Source organism: Microbulbifer celer (assembly GCF_020991125.1).
Lineage (GTDB): Bacteria > Pseudomonadota > Gammaproteobacteria > Pseudomonadales > Cellvibrionaceae > Microbulbifer > Microbulbifer celer.
The window spans coordinates 3,413,528-3,429,461 of sequence record NZ_CP087715.1 but is presented as its reverse complement, the minus strand read 5'-3'; the positions used below and the strand labels follow the sequence as shown (position 1 = coordinate 3,429,461).

Sequence of the window (15,934 nt, the reverse complement as noted above, 5' to 3'; positions counted from 1 at the left end):
CACAACCTCATCGGCAATCGTTCCGCATCGAATCACCTCATCCCGATAAGGGCGCTTCGCGTATGGTTTCTTACGAAGTGATTTATGTGGACTTAAGGTGGGGTGCTGGGTATCCGTTTTCAAAAGCGTCGCAAACAGGATGTTTGCGCCGCAGCTCCCATGGATGGGTTCACAGCGGTTTTGAAAACGGATACCCAGTGCCCCACCGCCACGGAAGCGGGACAGAGCCCATCGGAATCGCTGCGCACCTACAATCTCCCCGCCACCTGTATTACCCTTCACGCAACTCCGTCCCCATTCAGGATCTATCGTTGCGTATCCCCCGTATTTTTTCCGCCGAACCCCTGGCGGGTAAAACCGAAGTTCAACTTGACGAATCCGCGTCCCGCCATGTGGTCAAGGTCCTGCGACTGGGCCCCGGCCGGCCGTTGATACTGTTTGATGGGCAGGGCGGGGAATACGAGGCCGAGATACTCGAAGCGGGCAAGAAAACCGCCCGGGTAAAACTGGGCGCCCACACCGCAGAGGATCGACAATCACCGCTGGCCATCACCCTCGCCATCGGCATCTCCCGCGGCGACCGTTTCGACTGGGTAATCCAGAAAGCCACCGAACTGGGGGTGACGGACATCCAGCCCCTGTTTACCGAGCGCTGCGAAGTGAAACTCACCGGCGAGCGGCTGCAGAAAAAACTCGGCCAGTGGCAGCAGATCGCCATCAGCGCCTGTGAACAGAGCGCGCGCAACCGCGTGCCGCAGATACTGGCGCCAATGAAGTTTGCTCCGTTTCTCGCCAGTGAAGACGCAGCAGACCTGAGCGGAACACTTAAACTCGTACTGCACCACCGCACCGACGTATCACTGCCACAACTGGAACAACAGTTTGGCCGTCCGCAGTCCGCGCTATTATTGGTGGGGCCGGAAGGCGGCCTGTCTGCAGACGAAATCGAACTGGCAATGCAGCGGCAGTTTCACCCGCTGCGTCTGGGGCCGCGGGTGCTGCGCACCGAAACTGCACCCGTGGCGGCGTTGTCCGTACTGCAGTTCCAATGGGGCGACTTCTGAAAGAAGCGCTCAACCAACAAGGAGAGAGTTATGAAAGCACTGGTGTGGTTGATCGGCATGGCAATTACCGCCATGTCCATTCTGATTATTCTCAAACCCCAGGTGGCGAGAGACCTCGGTGAGAGAATGAATCCCCAGATGTTCTATTTTGGTGCCTGGGCGCGCATCGTGATCGGTATTGTATTCCTGCTGATTTCCGATACCCGCAGTTGGGCCACTTTGTTCAATGTGCTGGGGATCTTTCTGGTAGTGATCGGCGCCTTTGCCCTGCAATCCGGGTTTGAGAAAACCCGGGAATTTGTACTGGGCATCGTGCACGGCAACGAAAACCTGGTGCGGTTGGTGGGCGCCGCCGGTGTGCTGATTGGTATTCTGTTGATTTCCGCCACTTGAATTAAGGATGCAAGCAAGTTGATACACGATACCAAACTGGTAATTTTCGACTGCGATGGTGTGCTGGTCGATAGCGAAAGCATCGTCTGTCGGGTGCTGGCAGAAGAAATGACAAAGCTGGGTATGCCCGCCACCGCGGACGAGCTGGACGAGCAGTTCAGTGGTCGCCCCTCCAGGGATTGTATCCTGGATATTGAAACCCGCTATGGCGGTCCGTTACCGGAGTCTTATTTCCACAACACCGAGCGCCGTATCCGCGAGGCCTTTCATACTGAGCTGGAGCCGGTGACCGGTATTCATGAGGTACTGGAAAGACTGCGTACTACGGATCTGCAGACTTGTGTGGCCTCGTCGGGGCCGCATACCAAAATGCAGATTACCTTGAATAAAACCGGCCTGTGGGACTTTTTTGACGGGCGCATTTTCAGTGCCGACGATGTTGGCCGCGGAAAACCCTGGCCGGATTTGTTTTTACACAGCGCGCGCCAGTTTGGTATTGCACCGCAGCACTGCCTGGTGGTGGAGGATTCCATTGCCGGCGTGAAGGCGGCAGTGTCTGCTGGCATGCCGGTCGTGGGCTACAGCCACAACGGCAACCGCGGCCGGCAACTGGAAGCCGAAGGCGCGCGGGTTATTCACGATATGCAGCTGCTGCTGGATTATTTTTGATCCGGGGACAGTGCGCTACTGCGTCAGCCTGATATTCATTGAAGCGCTGCGGCGGGTGTCCTTGTCATCGACAAAAGTCCGGGTGTAGCGCACCTGATAGATGCCGTTGGCAACCAGTTCATTAATCAGTCCGGGCGGCAGGGTAACGGTCTCGTTCAGGCGGCTGTCCCCTTCGGCTGAAAGCGGCTCCAGCACCTCGTAGACCACGCGATCACCTACCATAAACTGACCGCTCTCGGAATGGGCACTGATACTGCCGAGGTCGGAATTCAGGTTCCACGCTAGCATCATCTGCCTGGATTTTCCGCTCACGGTCTGCTGCTCGGGGCTGGCCTGCACCTGTGCCAGGCGGCCACTGGCGTCGAGATCGAACAGGATGTGATTGGAAAGGCTGCCCGCGGCGCCGGCGAATACCCGGCGGTAACCCACCCGGCGCACACCCTGTGCGTGCCACTGGTGCACTTGTTGCGCAGAGATCTGTACCGTCTCGGTTACCTCGCCGCGATTACCTGAAAACTCGAGAATCCGGTCCACCACTGCCAGTTCTTGGCTGTTGTCCAGATTGACAAAAACGCCCCGTGGCGACGCCGCGCCACCGTGGCTCGCCACGCGCCAGGTAACTTTCTCCTGATACCCCTCACTCGCATCCAACCACGCATCGCCGGGATCTACGCTCACGATTTGCTGGGCACTAACGCTTGAGCCTAATACCAGAGCCAGCACGATGCCGATGGCCCCAACAAGGGTAAGAATCAGTTGTTTGTTCATGTCGATCTCCCCGGCGTAGGCAAGGTTAGGGGGTGCGTTAAAGGTTAGGGTGCCCGTGATCATCTCAGAAACCGTGCTCTGCGTCTCGCTCAGGATTAGGCTACGGATTGGCATCGGGCGATCCTACAATGCGCGAACCGCCTTCTATCATTCACCAAGAGGAAGCGGCTCTATGCCTGTTTTGCCCCCGCGACCCCATATTGCGATCGTTTCCACAGTCTTTGCTGCGTTGCTGTTAACGGGTTGCCCTGATCCGACCAAGAAGTACACCCTGGATCCGCGCGACCTGGTCACCGGTGGCGACAGAGAGCAGGCCGCTCGCGACGCGGCGCCATTTGGCGATGCCATGGTGCGTTTTCTGATGGGGCAACAGCGGCAGAGTGACACATTCATTCTGGATGTTGATTTCGAACCCGGTGGCTTTGCACCGAAGATGAATACTCTCGATGATGTAGAGGCGCTGCTCGTTATCATGCGGGATTTCCCGGACCTGAAAATCGCCGTTGAGGGGCATACGGACAATGCGGGAGATTCAGCAAAAAACCAGAAGCTGTCCCAGTGGCGTGCCAATTGGGTCAAACAATTCCTGCTCGAGCGGGGTATCAGTGCCGAGCGGGTAGAGGCGCAGGGGTATGGAGATTCGGATCCCATTGCCGACAATGACAGTGAACTGGGGCGGGCGCAGAATCGGAGACTGGTGGTGCGGGTGATGAATTACAACGGCAAGCCGATCAATGTGCGAATGAGCAAATCGAAATCATACCCACAAAAAAGCGCGGACTGATCCGCGCTTTTTTGTGGTATTACAAGAGTACGCTCTCAGCCATTAATGTCCAGGGCCTTCAGAATACTGCTGGTAGGCTCAACCTGGTTCATGGTGTAAAAGTGCAGGCCGGGCGCGCCACCGTCCAGCAGGGTCTCACACAGGTCGGTGACTACTTCCAGCCCCAGCTTTTTCACATCTTCCGGATCGCGATAGCTCTCCATGCGGTACTTCAGCCAACGCGGAATTTCCGCGCCGCAGTTGCGGGAGAAGCGCGCCAGGTTGGCGAAGTTGGTGATCGGCATGATGCCCGGGTAGATGGGCTTGTTGATGCCCGCCTTCTCGCACTGATCCATAAAGTAAAAGTACGCATCCGGATTGTAGAAGTATTGGGTCAGGCCACTGTCGGCGCCGGCCTCGAACTTGCCTTTCAAAAAGCGGATATCGTCGTCATAGCTTTCCGCTTCCGGATGGATTTCCGGGTAGGCGGCAACCTCCAGCTGGAAATGGTCACCAGTATGGCGGCGGATAAACGCCACCAGTTCGTTGGCGTACACCAGTTGTGCCACGGAGCCCATGCCGGAGGGAATGTCGCCACGCAGCGCGACGATACGATCCACGCCGGCCTCTTTGTAGCGCTCCAGCAATCCGAGCACGATCTCTTCATTGTCGCCGCCGAAGGACAGGTGCGGGGCGATGGAAATACCATCCTTACGCAGGCCGGTGACGATGTTCGCCGTGGTGTCGCGGGTGGTACCGCCGGCACCATAGGTCAGCGAGAAGAACGCCGGGTTGAACGCCTGCAATTGTTCGCGGGTGTTGTACAGCTTTTCCCGACCCTGTTCGGTCTTGGGTGGGAAAAACTCAAAGCTGATACGTAATTGACTCATGTTCTGTTCCATTCCCTCGGTCTTTCTGGATCCCGGATCAGGTCCGGGGTGACGAATCAATCTATTCCATCGTCATGCCGGCGCAGGCCGGCATCCAGTAACCAAAGGCTTAATACTTGTAACTTTCCGGCTTGTAAGGGCCGTCTACGGATACGCCAATATAGTTGGCCTGATCTTCGGTCATGCGGGTGATTACACCGCCGAAACCTTCCACCATGTACTTGGCCACTTCTTCGTCCAGGTGTTTCGGCAGTACTTTTACGTACAGCGCGGAAACTTTCTGGTCCGCCGGTAGTTCGGCAAACTTTTCCTTGTACAGGTGGATCTGTGCCAGCACCTGGTTGGCAAAGGAACCGTCCATGATGCGGCTCGGGTGGCCGGTGGCATTGCCCAGGTTGACCAGGCGTCCTTCGGACAGCAGCAACAGGTGATCGTTGTTGTCGGCGTTGCGCACGATCTTGTGCACCTGGGGTTTCACTTCCTGCCATTCCCAGTTTTCACGCATGAAGGCGGTGTCGATCTCGTTATCGAAGTGCCCGATGTTGGAAACCACAGCGCCGGACTTGAGCGCCTTCAGCATATTCGCGTCGCACACATTCACGTTGCCGGTGGTGGTCACAATCAGGTCGGTGTTCGCCAGCAGTGCCTTGTTGATGCAGGATTCGCTGCCGTCGTTGACGCCGTTGATATACGGGGAAACCAGCTCGAAGCCGTCCATGCAGGCCTGCATCGCACAGATCGGATCCACTTCGGTGACTTTCACGATCATGCCTTCCTGGCGCAGGGAGGCGGCAGAGCCTTTACCCACATCGCCGTAGCCGATCACCAGCGCTTTCTTGCCGGCCAGCAGGTGGTCGGTGCCGCGCTTGATGGCGTCGTTCAGGCTGTGGCGACAGCCGTATTTGTTGTCGTTCTTGCTCTTGGTGACAGCGTCGTTGACGTTGATCGCCGGTACTTTCAGGGTGCCAGCTTTCAGCATGTCCTGCAGGCGATGCACGCCGGTGGTGGTTTCTTCACTGATACCGTGACACTTGTCCAGCAGCTCCGGATATTTGCGGTGCAGCAGCTCGGTGAGGTCACCGCCGTCGTCGAGGATCAGGTTCGGCTGCCAGCCGGCCACGTCCGCGCCGATGGTGCGCTCCAGGCACCACTCGTATTCCTCTTCGGTTTCGCCTTTCCAGGCGAATACCGGTACACCGCTGGCGGCGATGGCCGCGGCAGCGTGATCCTGGGTGGAGAAAATATTGCACGAAGACCAGCGTACTTCCGCGCCCAGGGCGACCAGGGTTTCGATCAGTACTGCGGTCTGAATGGTCATGTGGATACAGCCCATAATGCGGGCGCCGGCCAGCGGCTGCTCTGCGCGGTATTTCTCGCGCAGGGTAATCAGGGCCGGCATTTCGCCTTCGGCGATTTCGATTTCTTTGCGGCCCCAATCGGCGAGGCTGATGTCGGCTACTTTAAAGTCTTTGAATTCGGTGCTCATCTGGTTCATGTCCTAAATCTCTGGGTTGTCGCTCGGGTTTTGCCTGGCGAATGCTGGGCGGACTTGTGGCCTGCCCAACCTGTTTAGATGCCTGCCTGTGCGCGCAGGGTTTCTGCTTTGTCGGTTTTTTCCCACGGGAAGGCGGTAAAGGTTTCAGTCTGCTGCTTGCCGTTGCTGTCGGTCCACTGGTAGGTGTGCTCGAACGGCTCGCGGCCGAAGTGGCCGTAAGCGGCGGTCAGCTGATACATGGGATGCAGCAGGTCCAGTGCCTTGGAGATGGCGTAGGGACGCAGGTCGAAGTTTTCCCGCACCAGTTCGATCAGTTTGTCATCGCTCACTTTGCCGGTGCCGAAAGTGTTGATGGATACGGAAGTCGGCTCGGCCACGCCAATGGCGTAGGACACCTGGATTTCACAACGGTTGGCGAGGCCGGCGGCGACGATATTCTTCGCCACGTAGCGACCGGCGTAAGCCGCGGAGCGGTCCACCTTGGACGGGTCTTTGCCGGAGAAGGCACCGCCGCCGTGACGAGCGGAACCGCCGTAGGTGTCGACGATAATTTTACGGCCGGTAAGACCACAATCGCCCACGGGACCACCGATGACGAACTTGCCGGTGGGGTTGATGTGGAACTTGGTATCTTCGTGCAGCAGTTCTGCCGGCAGTACGTGATGTACGATCAGCTCGAGTACCGCTTCGCGCAGGTCTTCCTGGCTGACTTCTTCATTGTGCTGGGTGGACAGGACCACGGCGTCGATGGCGCAGGGTTTGCCGCTTTCGTCGTAGCGGAAGGTCACCTGGCTTTTCGCATCCGGGCGCAGCCACGGCAGCAGGCCGGACTTGCGCGCTTCTGCCTGACGCTCCACCAGACGGTGCGCGTAGTAGACCGGGGAGGGCATGAAGGTGGGGGTTTCGTCGGTGGCGTAGCCGAACATCAGGCCCTGGTCACCGGCACCCTGGTCCTCCGGTTTTACGCGGTCGACGCCCTGGGCGATATCCACGGACTGTTTGCCGATAACGTTGATCACACCACAGGTTTCGCCGTCGTAGCCGACGTCGGAGGAGGTGTAGCCGATGTCGGTGATGACTTTACGCACCAGGTCTTCGAGGTCGACCCAAGCGGAGGTGCTGATTTCACCGGCGATCACGGCGATGCCGGTTTTCACCAGGGTTTCGCAGGCAACGCGGGCGTTTTTGTCGCGCGCCAGCAGGGCGTCCAGAACCGCATCGGAAATCTGGTCGGCAATTTTGTCCGGATGGCCTTCGGAGACAGACTCCGAGGTAAAGATGCTGTATTCACTCATTGTGAGCTTCTCCTTTTTCCGCAGCTGGCGGTTGGCGTAAATCTTGTTTAGCACTCCGTAGTTTCTTAATCCGGAGCATTGTTCCTGTTTGGGTGGCGGCCAAGAGGCCGGTGAAAGGTTTCAAAACCGCTGTAAATACATCCCTGTACGCTGCGGCGGCGACGTCCCTGTCGCCGACGCTTTTGAAACCTTTCCCCGGCCTCTCGGCCTTCGATTTGTACTTCATTGCTTCGTCGTTGTTGGCGAAAGTTGCTTACAAAGTCCAGTGGTCATTCGTTAAGCCAGAGCACCGGGTGCAACTTTTCGGAAGCGTCGCAAACAGGATGTTTGCGCCGCAGCGCCCAGGGATGGGTTCACAGGGGGGCGCCTAGCTCGGTTCCGAAAAGTTGCACCCGGTGATCTGGCGCCCGAAGCTAAAACAGAGCTCCAAGGCTACGGAGTCCACAACCGATCACCCCTTAACAAACTCCTGAATCTGCACTTGGAAACCATTGCGCAAAGCACTGTGCTCACTACGGCCTCTCTGCAAACCGGCGTCGGCCGCCCACGCAATCAACTGCTGAGGCGAAAAGCCCAGCCAGAGATCACCACAGGCATCCCGGGCCCAATCCTGCTTGTGATCGTGCAACTCGGTAATCAACAACTGACCACCCACCTTCAACGACTTCTGCAGATCGTGAAAAATCTGTGCCGGATCCGGCGTGTGGTGCAACACCATATTCACCACAATGCAGTCCGCACTCTCCGGGCGGGATGCCGCCGCGCGGGTGTCGTCGCACACAAACTCGATATTCTGCAGACCCTGCTCGTCCGCAAATTCCTGCGCCCGCTCCAGCATCGTCTGCGACAGATCCAGCGCCGTCACCGTACCAAAACGGCTCGCCAGCTCCGCCAGAAACTCCCCCTCACCGGGGCCCACCTCCAGCGCGTGACGCCCCGGTTTCAACAGCTGTGCCACCTGAGGACCGTACACGTTATAACTGGCGATCAACTCCTGCTGTTCGCGGAAGCGGTTGCCGTAATCGGCGAAGAACCGGCGCGAAGCCTCTGCGCGTTCGGCAGCGATCTGGGCCACGGTTGCGGCGCGCTCTTGCGTCAGCGGCAGCTGGTCCAGGCCGGAGAACAGTTGCTGTAACAGCTCGCTGCTGGCCGTGCGCCGGTAAAACAGGTTGTTGCCCTCGCGCCGCTTGCTCACCAGCCCCGCCTGGGACAGCACCTTCAGGTGATGGGACAGCGCCGGCTGGCGCAGGTCGAAGATACGGCACAGCTCCAGCACGCTGTATGAGTCCTGGCTCAACAGGCGCAGGATCTCCAGCCGCAACGGGTCGCCGGCGGCCTTCAGGGTCGCCGCCAGCTGGGGAATCTGCGCGCTGGCGCGGGATTCCGGGTTCTGCTCCGGGCTGCGGGCGGACCGTGATGAGGATTGGCTGGATTCAAGCATGGAGCGGAGTCTAGCAGTGGATTTTACCTATATCAAAGTTTTTTGATGCAGCTTCATTGAAAAACTTTGATGCAGTTGAAACCAATTCGTTCCAGGTAGGTGTATTGGGAAAATGTTTCGCAGAAGGGCAGTATTTGGCCACCCGGCCTTTGCAGGCGTCGGTGGTTTACGGGAAAATACGCACCCCATTTACCCCGGCCGTCAGGTCGCGCAGGGAATGGGTTGCCGCGGCAAGCTGGCCACCAGAGCCGGGACCCGCAGCGCATCTGAGAACTGATGATTCCAAACCGAGAGCCCACTATGTCTTCTAATCCTTCTCGCACAGAAAAGGCCAATGCCATTCGCGCCCTGTCTATGGACGCGGTCCAGAAAGCCAAGAGCGGCCACCCCGGCGCGCCCATGGGGATGGCTGATATTGCCGAAGTGCTGTGGAACGACTACCTCAAGCACAATCCCGCCAACCCCGAGTGGGCGGATCGCGACCGTTTCGTGCTCTCCAACGGTCACGGTTCCATGCTGCTGTATTCCCTGCTGCACCTGACAGGTTATGACCTGTCCATCCACGAGCTGCAGAACTTCCGCCAACTGCACTCCAAAACCCCGGGCCATCCCGAGTACGGCTATGCCCCTGGTGTAGAGACTACCACCGGCCCATTGGGCCAGGGCATCACCAACGCCGTGGGCTTTGCGCTGGCCGAGAAAGTCCTCGCCGCTCAGTTCAACCGCGAAGGCTACGAGCTGGTGGACCACCACACTTACTGCTTCCTGGGTGACGGCTGCCTGATGGAAGGCATCTCCCACGAAGCCTGCTCCCTGGCGGGCACCCTGGGTCTGGGCAAGCTGGTCGCGTTCTACGACGACAACGGCATCTCCATCGACGGTGAAGTCGAAGGCTGGTTCACCGACGACACGCCCAAGCGCTTTGAATCCTACGGCTGGCACGTGATCTCCAATGTGGACGGCCACGATCCGCAGGCGATCAAGGCCGCGATCGAAGAAGCCCGCGCGGAAACGTCCAGGCCCACCATTATCTGCTGCAAGACCGTGATCGGCTTCGGCTCCCCCAACAAGCAGGGCCGCGAAGAGTGTCACGGTGCACCACTGGGCGACGACGAAATCGCCCTGGTACGCGAGACCCTGGGCTGGAAGCACGAACCGTTCGTCATTCCCGAAGACCTGTACCACGCCTGGGACGCGCGCGTTAAAGGTTCCGAGCAGGAAGACGAGTGGAACGACATCTTCGAAGACTATAAAGAGGCGTACCCGGAACTCGCCGAAGAGTTTGTACGCCGCATGAAGGGCGAACTGCCCGCAGACTTCCTCGCCAAGGCCGACGAGTACATCAAACAGTGCCAGGCCGACGGCGAGAAAGTGGCCTCGCGTAAGGCCAGCCAGAACACCTTGAACGCCTTCGGTCCGCTGTTGCCGGAATTCCTCGGCGGCTCCGCCGACCTGGCCGGCTCCAACCTCACCATCTGGTCCGGTGCCAAAGGCGTGAGCGCCGACGACGCCTCTGGTAACTACGTCTACTACGGCGTACGTGAATTCGGCATGAGCGCCATCATGAACGGCATCGCCCTGCACGGCGGCTTCGTACCTTACGGCGCAACCTTCCTGATGTTCATGGAATACGCCCGTAACGCCGTGCGTATGGCTTCGCTCATGAAACAGAAAGTCGTATTCGTCTACACCCACGACTCCATCGGCCTCGGCGAAGACGGTCCTACCCACCAGCCGGTAGAGCAGCTCACCGCGTTGCGCGCTACCCCGAATCTGCAGACCTGGCGCCCCTGTGACGCCACCGAATCTGCCGTGAGCTGGAAAATGGCCGTCTCCCGCAGCGACGGCCCCAGCGCGCTGATCTTCAGCCGCCAGGGTCTTGCCCCGCAGCCGCGCACCGACGAGCAACTGGCCAACGTCGAGAAGGGCGGCTACGTGCTGCGCGACTGCGACGGCGAACCGGAAGCCATCATCATCGCCACCGGCTCCGAAGTAGAGCTCGCCACTACCGCTGCCGAACAACTGTCCGGCCGCAAAGTGCGCGTGGTCTCCATGCCCTGCGCCGAAGCCTTCGCCGCCCAGCCTGCGGATTACCGTGAATCCGTACTGCCTTCCAACGTGCGCGCCCGCGTCGCGGTGGAAGCCGGTCACAAGGACTACTGGTACAAGTTCGTCGGCTTCGACGGCGCCATCGTCGGCATGGACACCTTCGGTGAATCTGCCCCGGCCGGTGACCTGATGAAGCACTTCGGCATCACTGCCGAGAAAGTTGCGGAAGCGGTTGAAGGACTGCTGAAGTAATGAAACTCTGACTGCTGTGCTGCTTACGATATTTGAGGCGTAGCGCAGCAGTCAGAATCGAAGGCCGGGTGCTGGGGGCGGGTTTTCAGGAGCGTCGCAAACAGGATGTTTGCGCCGCAGCTTACATGGATGTATTCACAGCGGTCCTGAAAACCCGCCCCCAGTGCCCGGCCGCCACCACGCTGGAGCAGAGCACAACCGAGGGTGGTGGAAAAAGCCCGAGGTATACATGCCCAACCCAATAAGACTCGCCATCAACGGCTACGGCCGCATCGGACGCAGCGTTCTGCGCGCCCTGTACGAATCCAACCTGCGCGACCAGCTGCAGATCGTCGCCATCAACGAGTTGGCCGACTGCGCCACCATCGCCCACCTCACCAAATACGACACCGTCCACGGCCGCTTCCACGGCGAAGTTACCGCCCACGACCAGTCCCTGCAGGTTAATGACGACCACATCGCCGTCACCCACTGTGAAAACCTCGAAGACCTCGACTGGAAAAAGACGCGTGTAGATATCGTATTGGAGTGCACCGGCAGCTTCACCGAACGCGAGCGTGCAGAGCTGCATTTAAAAGCGGGAGCGAAAAAAGTCATCTTCTCCCAGCCCGCCAAAAGCGACGTCGACGCCACCATCGTCTACGGCGTCAACGACACCGCACTCACCGGCAACGAGACCATCATCTCCGCCGCCTCCTGCACCACCAACTGCAGCATCCCCGTGATTGCGGCCCTGGAAAGCGCCTTTGGTATCGAAGCCGGCGTCATCACCACCATCCACTCCGCCATGAACGACCAGCCGGTGAACGACGCCTACCATCATACCGACCTGCGCAAAACCCGCTCCGCCATCTCGTCGATCATCCCCGTGGACACCGGCCTCGCCCGCGGCATCGAGCGGATCCTGCCCGACATGGCCGGCAAATTCGAAGCCCAGGCCATGCGCGTACCCACCGTCAACGTCTCCGCTATCGATCTTTCGGTGCAATTGAACAGAGACGTCACCCAGGCGGAAGTGAACTCGGTTTTACAGCGCGCGGCGGAGACCCGTTTCTCTGGTGTTCTCGGTTACACTGAGGAACCTCTGGCCTCCTGCGACTACAACCACGACCCGCGCTCCGGCATCGTCGATGCCAGCCAGACCCGGGTCGCCGGAGGTAGGCTGGTGAAAGTGCTGATCTGGTTTGATAACGAATGGGGCTTTGCCAACCGGATGCTGGATGTCACCCGGCAGCTGTACGGCGATTAACTGGTCTGCGACTAATTGAACCCGCAGGAGCCAACGCGCTCCTTGAATGGCTGGTGCTCTTTCAGGAACAGGGAAAATTCATCGCGGAATGCCGTGCAGGATGCCGTGCTGTCGTCAGCCGTCCCACAGCAGCGGATGGCTTCCGACAGCGCCCGTTCTGACACACTGTCGAACGCATCCGACTGTACGGCACCGTACATGATGCTCTCGGACACACTTTTTACCGGTCGCCAGGAATTGTTCCCGTAGGATCCACCGTAAAAGCAGCCGGCGCCTTGCAGGCAGTCCAGGCCGATATTTTCCTCTCCCCAGGCGGGGGTGCACTGGCCCCCGAAATAATCGTCGACGGTATCTTCCGACCAGGCGCAGCAGGTGACGGTGCCATCGTCATTGGTTTCACATTGCCCGTCGTCATTGCGGTTGTAACTGATACAGCTGTCCTTGCTCTCAAACGTCTGGCAGGCGGCGCTGGCTGATTGTGTATACTCGGAAGCTGGCTTGAAACTGCTGCACCATTTGCCGCACCCGGGGCCATCCAGGTTGCGCCACTGACGGGAAAGATCGCTGGGCCAACCGGTGACAGCGGAGCCGTCCGCATTGACGCCGCCGTCATACAAATCCGCGAGCCCGAAATTGTGCCCGATCTCATGGATTACCAGATTGCGCAGGTTGTACAGGGCAGTACCAGTATCCGGCCAGTTGCTGTCACTGCCCAGATAAATGATCTCGCCCCCGGAGGCACCGTAGCCGGTATCAGCGATGACCACTTTCATGACGCCGTGGATATCGTCGATGTCGCACTGTTGCAGAATTGCCTGATGCACCTTGTCGTCATCACAGGCGAACGAGGCGCCGCTGCTGTTGCCGGTTTTCTCACACCCGAGTGCGTCCGACCCGCTCAACGCCAGTGAATAAAAAGCAAAATGTCCCAAAAAGTCCCGGAATGGCGCCAGTGCCTGAAACTGATTGTGGATGGCATCGTCTACGATTTCATCGAAATAGGGGGCCTTGTCCAGGTTGATGAACAGAAGCTTGAATTCGGCGGTCTCGTTGCCCGCGATCAACGGACAGTTGGCGATGGTGGCATAGTCCCCTGGGCGAACCCTGCTGGAACTGCCCTCGGCCGTCTGCCCGCCGGATTGTGATCCGGAAGCGCCCGCGGACGTATCAGAAGTGCCACCGGAAGAATCGGGTGAATAGGAGGGAGGCGGAGCCTGATCGACCTCTGACTTCGGTGTATCGCCGCCGCTGCCTCCACCGCCACATCCAGCAAGTAAAAGGCACAGTAGGGAGAGGTTAAGCAGCCGGAAGGTACTGAATTGCATGTTATCGGAATTGAGGTTGCTTCGTGCCGGACTCTTGGCCATAGTCCAGAGGTTATTGAATCGGCCCCAATCCCTGGTGCTGCTGTTACCGGAGCCCCCTGCAATCCATTCCGGTTGATTTTGCGACAGCGCAAAAAAGACGCGATTCTACGGTTAAAATTTGATCGTTTCCAGTGGTTGCTGTCATGTGGCCAAGGGTGAATCATCAGTCAGAGTCTCCGTCAGGGAGGCTTGAATTTAAGGAAGAGAAAGAAATGAGAAAGTTATTCTTGCTGGCGATGTGTTTTTCAATCGCTTTACCTGCTTTTGCGTTGGAAGTAGGGGATCAGGCTCCCGCTTTTTCCCTGGCAGCTTCCGATGGCAAGACCTATTCCCTGGAGGATTACCGCGGTAAACAGGCGGTGGTCGTCGCCTGGTATCCGAAGGCGTTCACCAAGGGCTGTACCATCGAGTGCAAGTCGCTGGCGGAAAATGGGCACCTGATCCGCGAGTACGACGCCGCCTACTTTATGGCCAGTACCGACGAGGTGGAGGACAACAAGAAATTTGCCGATGAGCAGAAAGCGGATTTCCCACTGTTGAGCGACCCCACCGGTGAAGTGGCCGAAGCCTATGATGTAAAAATGCCGGTACTGAATATGGCCAAGCGTGTGACCTTCTATATCGGCAAGGATGGCAAGATCCTGAAGATCGACCGGGATATCAAACCGGCCAGCAGTGCACAGGATATGGCGGCAACGCTCGGAGAGTTGGGCGTAGCGCGGAAAGAGTGACAGACAAAGTAAAGGCCGCTTGTGCGGCCTTCCCAAAGTTCACTCGATGCGGGTTTTCTTACCAGCCATCCAGTGAATCCCCGAGAGCGGATTGAAGTTTCCTTTCCGACCTTTTACGCGCCTGTTCCTGCTCAAACCGATGGCGTTCCAGTGCCTCGCCCTTCAGCTCAATACCGGGTTGTCGGGTTTGCTGCGCCCTCTCTTCGATAATGGTCAGCTTGTCCATAAAGTCCCAGAAGCTCACAAACACTTTTTTCAGTGTTTCTGGTGGGGGCTCGGTGCCCTGGTCCCAGTAGCCGTGAGGGCGGAACACAAGTTTCAGAAGATGGTCTTTGGTGAGGGCGGTATAGAAAGTGTAATGACGATGTACTGAATAGCTTCCGTGGTTAGCCTGGACCCAGTGTCGGTTTTTGATGTTGTGGTGGATTAGCTCATCGAATTTTTTGGGATAAAGAAAAGCCTTCGGATCAAGCTCCTTCTCGTTAGCAATATCAAAGCAGGCACTTTCGAAGCTGTCACGATCAGTAAAGTTGATTTCGAATGGATGCGCATCCGATGCAGGCCAGATTACGCGTATATCAATCTTACAGCTGCCAACTGCTGCCAGTTGAGAGTCGTATGGCACGAAATGTCGCCACCAGACGGTAGATATATCCGCATAGCTGCGTTTGGGACGGTTGTTGTTATAATCTCTGGGGCAAAGAGGAGATATGTACGGCTCAAAGACCTCGTGGTCGTATATATCCACGCAATGCGAAATATATCCCGGGTGATATTCATGGGGTTCGGCAATTTCCCCGGGAAAAACAAGCTGGATTCCGGATAGATCATAACAGCTGATGGAGCTGTCTTCGAAAGCGCAGTAGTCCAGCACTTTATGCTGGTCGATAAGGTCGTCCATCGGTCTTATCCCCACGCCAGGCTTTCTGAGAGTTTGTCCACCAGCGCCACAAAGTTCTTACTGGAAAAACTCGCAACTTGCTGAGGATTGGCTGAAACTCCCTGAACAACGCTATCAACCTTTTGTAACAGGGCAGCGCTGGGACGCAACTTCTGATCGAGGTCTGTCCAGCTTTTATCGTGTGCCTGTAAACCGGCGACGGTGGCATCCGCATCCAGTGCCTGATGGAATTTTGCTCCGATGGATTTCAGCGAAAGCGTTTTATTGAAGTGCCCTCCAAGACGATCGATTTTATCCAGAACTGCGCCGAGATTGGTGCGGGGTTCAATAAAGCTGAATTCATGATGACTGAGTCCACCGTGCCCCAGTTGTTCTACTTTAGACAGTGCCTTGTCAAGCAGCTTGCTACCATGTCCGAAAATATACCAGTGATGGGTTTGATCGCTTTCTCCCCAATACTGTTTCTGGGTATTAATCAGTACTTCTGCAAGTTCGTCGGGGCCAGACTTCCATTCTTCAATTTTTTGTTTTGGGGTTTTCCAGGTCCCAAGCTCGTCAATAATACTTGAAACCAAGATTCACAAGGGCGCGGATAAAAAAAAGGCCG

Annotated in this window: 15 protein-coding genes; 7 read left to right on the top strand and 8 right to left on the bottom strand. The window is 57.7% G+C overall.

What is annotated here, in order from left to right; all coding sequences use genetic code 11:
- Window positions 1-311: 311 nt before the first annotated feature.
- Genes LPW13_RS14225 through LPW13_RS14215 form a run of 3 tightly spaced genes read left to right on the top strand, consistent with a single transcriptional unit; the run spans window position 312 to window position 2,126 of the window.
- Window positions 312-1,064 (top strand): 16S rRNA (uracil(1498)-N(3))-methyltransferase, encoded by a 753-nt coding sequence (locus LPW13_RS14225; RefSeq protein WP_230436369.1) that lies wholly within the window; start codon window positions 312-314, stop codon window positions 1,062-1,064.
- 30 nt (window positions 1,065-1,094) lie between these two features.
- Complete coding sequence (locus tag LPW13_RS14220) at window positions 1,095-1,457, top strand: hypothetical protein (protein WP_230436367.1); 363 nt, start codon at window positions 1,095-1,097, stop codon at window positions 1,455-1,457.
- An 18-nt stretch (window positions 1,458-1,475) separates the two neighbouring features.
- On the top strand, window positions 1,476-2,126 hold the full coding sequence (locus tag LPW13_RS14215) for an HAD family hydrolase (RefSeq protein WP_230436365.1): 651 nt from the start codon (window positions 1,476-1,478) through the stop codon (window positions 2,124-2,126).
- A gap of 15 nt (window positions 2,127-2,141) precedes the next feature.
- On the opposite strand, the gene LPW13_RS14210 is transcribed toward LPW13_RS14215, so the two are convergent.
- Entirely contained in the window at window positions 2,142-2,894 is a 753-nt protein-coding gene (locus LPW13_RS14210; protein WP_230436363.1) for a hypothetical protein, read from the bottom strand.
- Window positions 2,895-3,066: 172 nt separating this feature from the next.
- On the opposite strand from LPW13_RS14210, the gene LPW13_RS14205 reads away from it, so the two are divergent.
- Window positions 3,067-3,678 carry an OmpA family protein gene (locus LPW13_RS14205; RefSeq protein ID WP_230436362.1) on the top strand — a complete coding sequence of 204 codons (612 nt, stop codon included), beginning with the start codon at window positions 3,067-3,069 and terminating at the stop codon, window positions 3,676-3,678.
- 35 nt (window positions 3,679-3,713) lie between these two features.
- On the opposite strand, the gene metF is transcribed toward LPW13_RS14205, so the two are convergent.
- The 4 genes from metF to LPW13_RS14185 form a co-directional block, all read right to left on the bottom strand.
- Window positions 3,714-4,559, bottom strand: a complete 846-nt coding sequence (metF, locus tag LPW13_RS14200) for a methylenetetrahydrofolate reductase [NAD(P)H] (RefSeq protein WP_377563418.1) — start codon at window positions 4,557-4,559, stop codon at window positions 3,714-3,716.
- Window positions 4,560-4,656: 97 nt separating this feature from the next.
- Complete coding sequence (gene ahcY / locus LPW13_RS14195) at window positions 4,657-6,033, bottom strand: adenosylhomocysteinase (protein ID WP_456238342.1); 1,377 nt, start codon at window positions 6,031-6,033, stop codon at window positions 4,657-4,659.
- Window positions 6,034-6,116: 83 nt separating this feature from the next.
- Window positions 6,117-7,337 (bottom strand): methionine adenosyltransferase, encoded by a 1,221-nt coding sequence (gene metK, locus LPW13_RS14190; RefSeq protein WP_230436357.1) that lies wholly within the window; start codon window positions 7,335-7,337, stop codon window positions 6,117-6,119.
- Window positions 7,338-7,788: 451 nt separating this feature from the next.
- Window positions 7,789-8,778 carry a metalloregulator ArsR/SmtB family transcription factor gene (locus tag LPW13_RS14185; protein WP_230436355.1) on the bottom strand — a complete coding sequence of 330 codons (990 nt, stop codon included), beginning with the start codon at window positions 8,776-8,778 and terminating at the stop codon, window positions 7,789-7,791.
- A gap of 300 nt (window positions 8,779-9,078) precedes the next feature.
- On the opposite strand from LPW13_RS14185, the gene tkt reads away from it, so the two are divergent.
- Together tkt and gap are read left to right on the top strand one after the other, a co-directional pair.
- Window positions 9,079-11,079, top strand: a complete 2,001-nt coding sequence (gene tkt, locus LPW13_RS14180; protein ID WP_230436353.1) for a transketolase — start codon at window positions 9,079-9,081, stop codon at window positions 11,077-11,079.
- A gap of 229 nt (window positions 11,080-11,308) precedes the next feature.
- Window positions 11,309-12,328 carry a type I glyceraldehyde-3-phosphate dehydrogenase gene (gene gap / locus LPW13_RS14175; protein ID WP_230436352.1) on the top strand — a complete coding sequence of 340 codons (1,020 nt, stop codon included), beginning with the start codon at window positions 11,309-11,311 and terminating at the stop codon, window positions 12,326-12,328.
- A gap of 11 nt (window positions 12,329-12,339) precedes the next feature.
- Here the strand turns inward: gap and LPW13_RS14170 are convergent, their stop codons facing one another.
- Window positions 12,340-13,653: a zinc metalloprotease gene (locus LPW13_RS14170; RefSeq protein ID WP_230436350.1), complete on the bottom strand. Its 1,314-nt coding sequence runs from the start codon at window positions 13,651-13,653 to the stop codon at window positions 12,340-12,342.
- A 254-nt stretch (window positions 13,654-13,907) separates the two neighbouring features.
- Here LPW13_RS14170 and LPW13_RS14165 point away from each other — a divergent pair, with 254 nt between their 5' ends.
- Window positions 13,908-14,426, top strand: coding sequence for a peroxiredoxin (locus tag LPW13_RS14165; RefSeq protein WP_230436348.1), 519 nt, complete (start codon window positions 13,908-13,910; stop codon window positions 14,424-14,426).
- A 58-nt stretch (window positions 14,427-14,484) separates the two neighbouring features.
- Here LPW13_RS14165 and LPW13_RS14160 read toward each other — a convergent pair whose 3' ends face one another.
- On the bottom strand, window positions 14,485-15,327 hold the full coding sequence (locus LPW13_RS14160; protein ID WP_230436347.1) for a hypothetical protein: 843 nt from the start codon (window positions 15,325-15,327) through the stop codon (window positions 14,485-14,487).
- A 5-nt stretch (window positions 15,328-15,332) separates the two neighbouring features.
- Window positions 15,333-15,902 carry a hypothetical protein gene (locus LPW13_RS14155; RefSeq protein ID WP_230436345.1) on the bottom strand — a complete coding sequence of 190 codons (570 nt, stop codon included), beginning with the start codon at window positions 15,900-15,902 and terminating at the stop codon, window positions 15,333-15,335.
- Window positions 15,903-15,934: the final 32 nt, after the last annotated feature.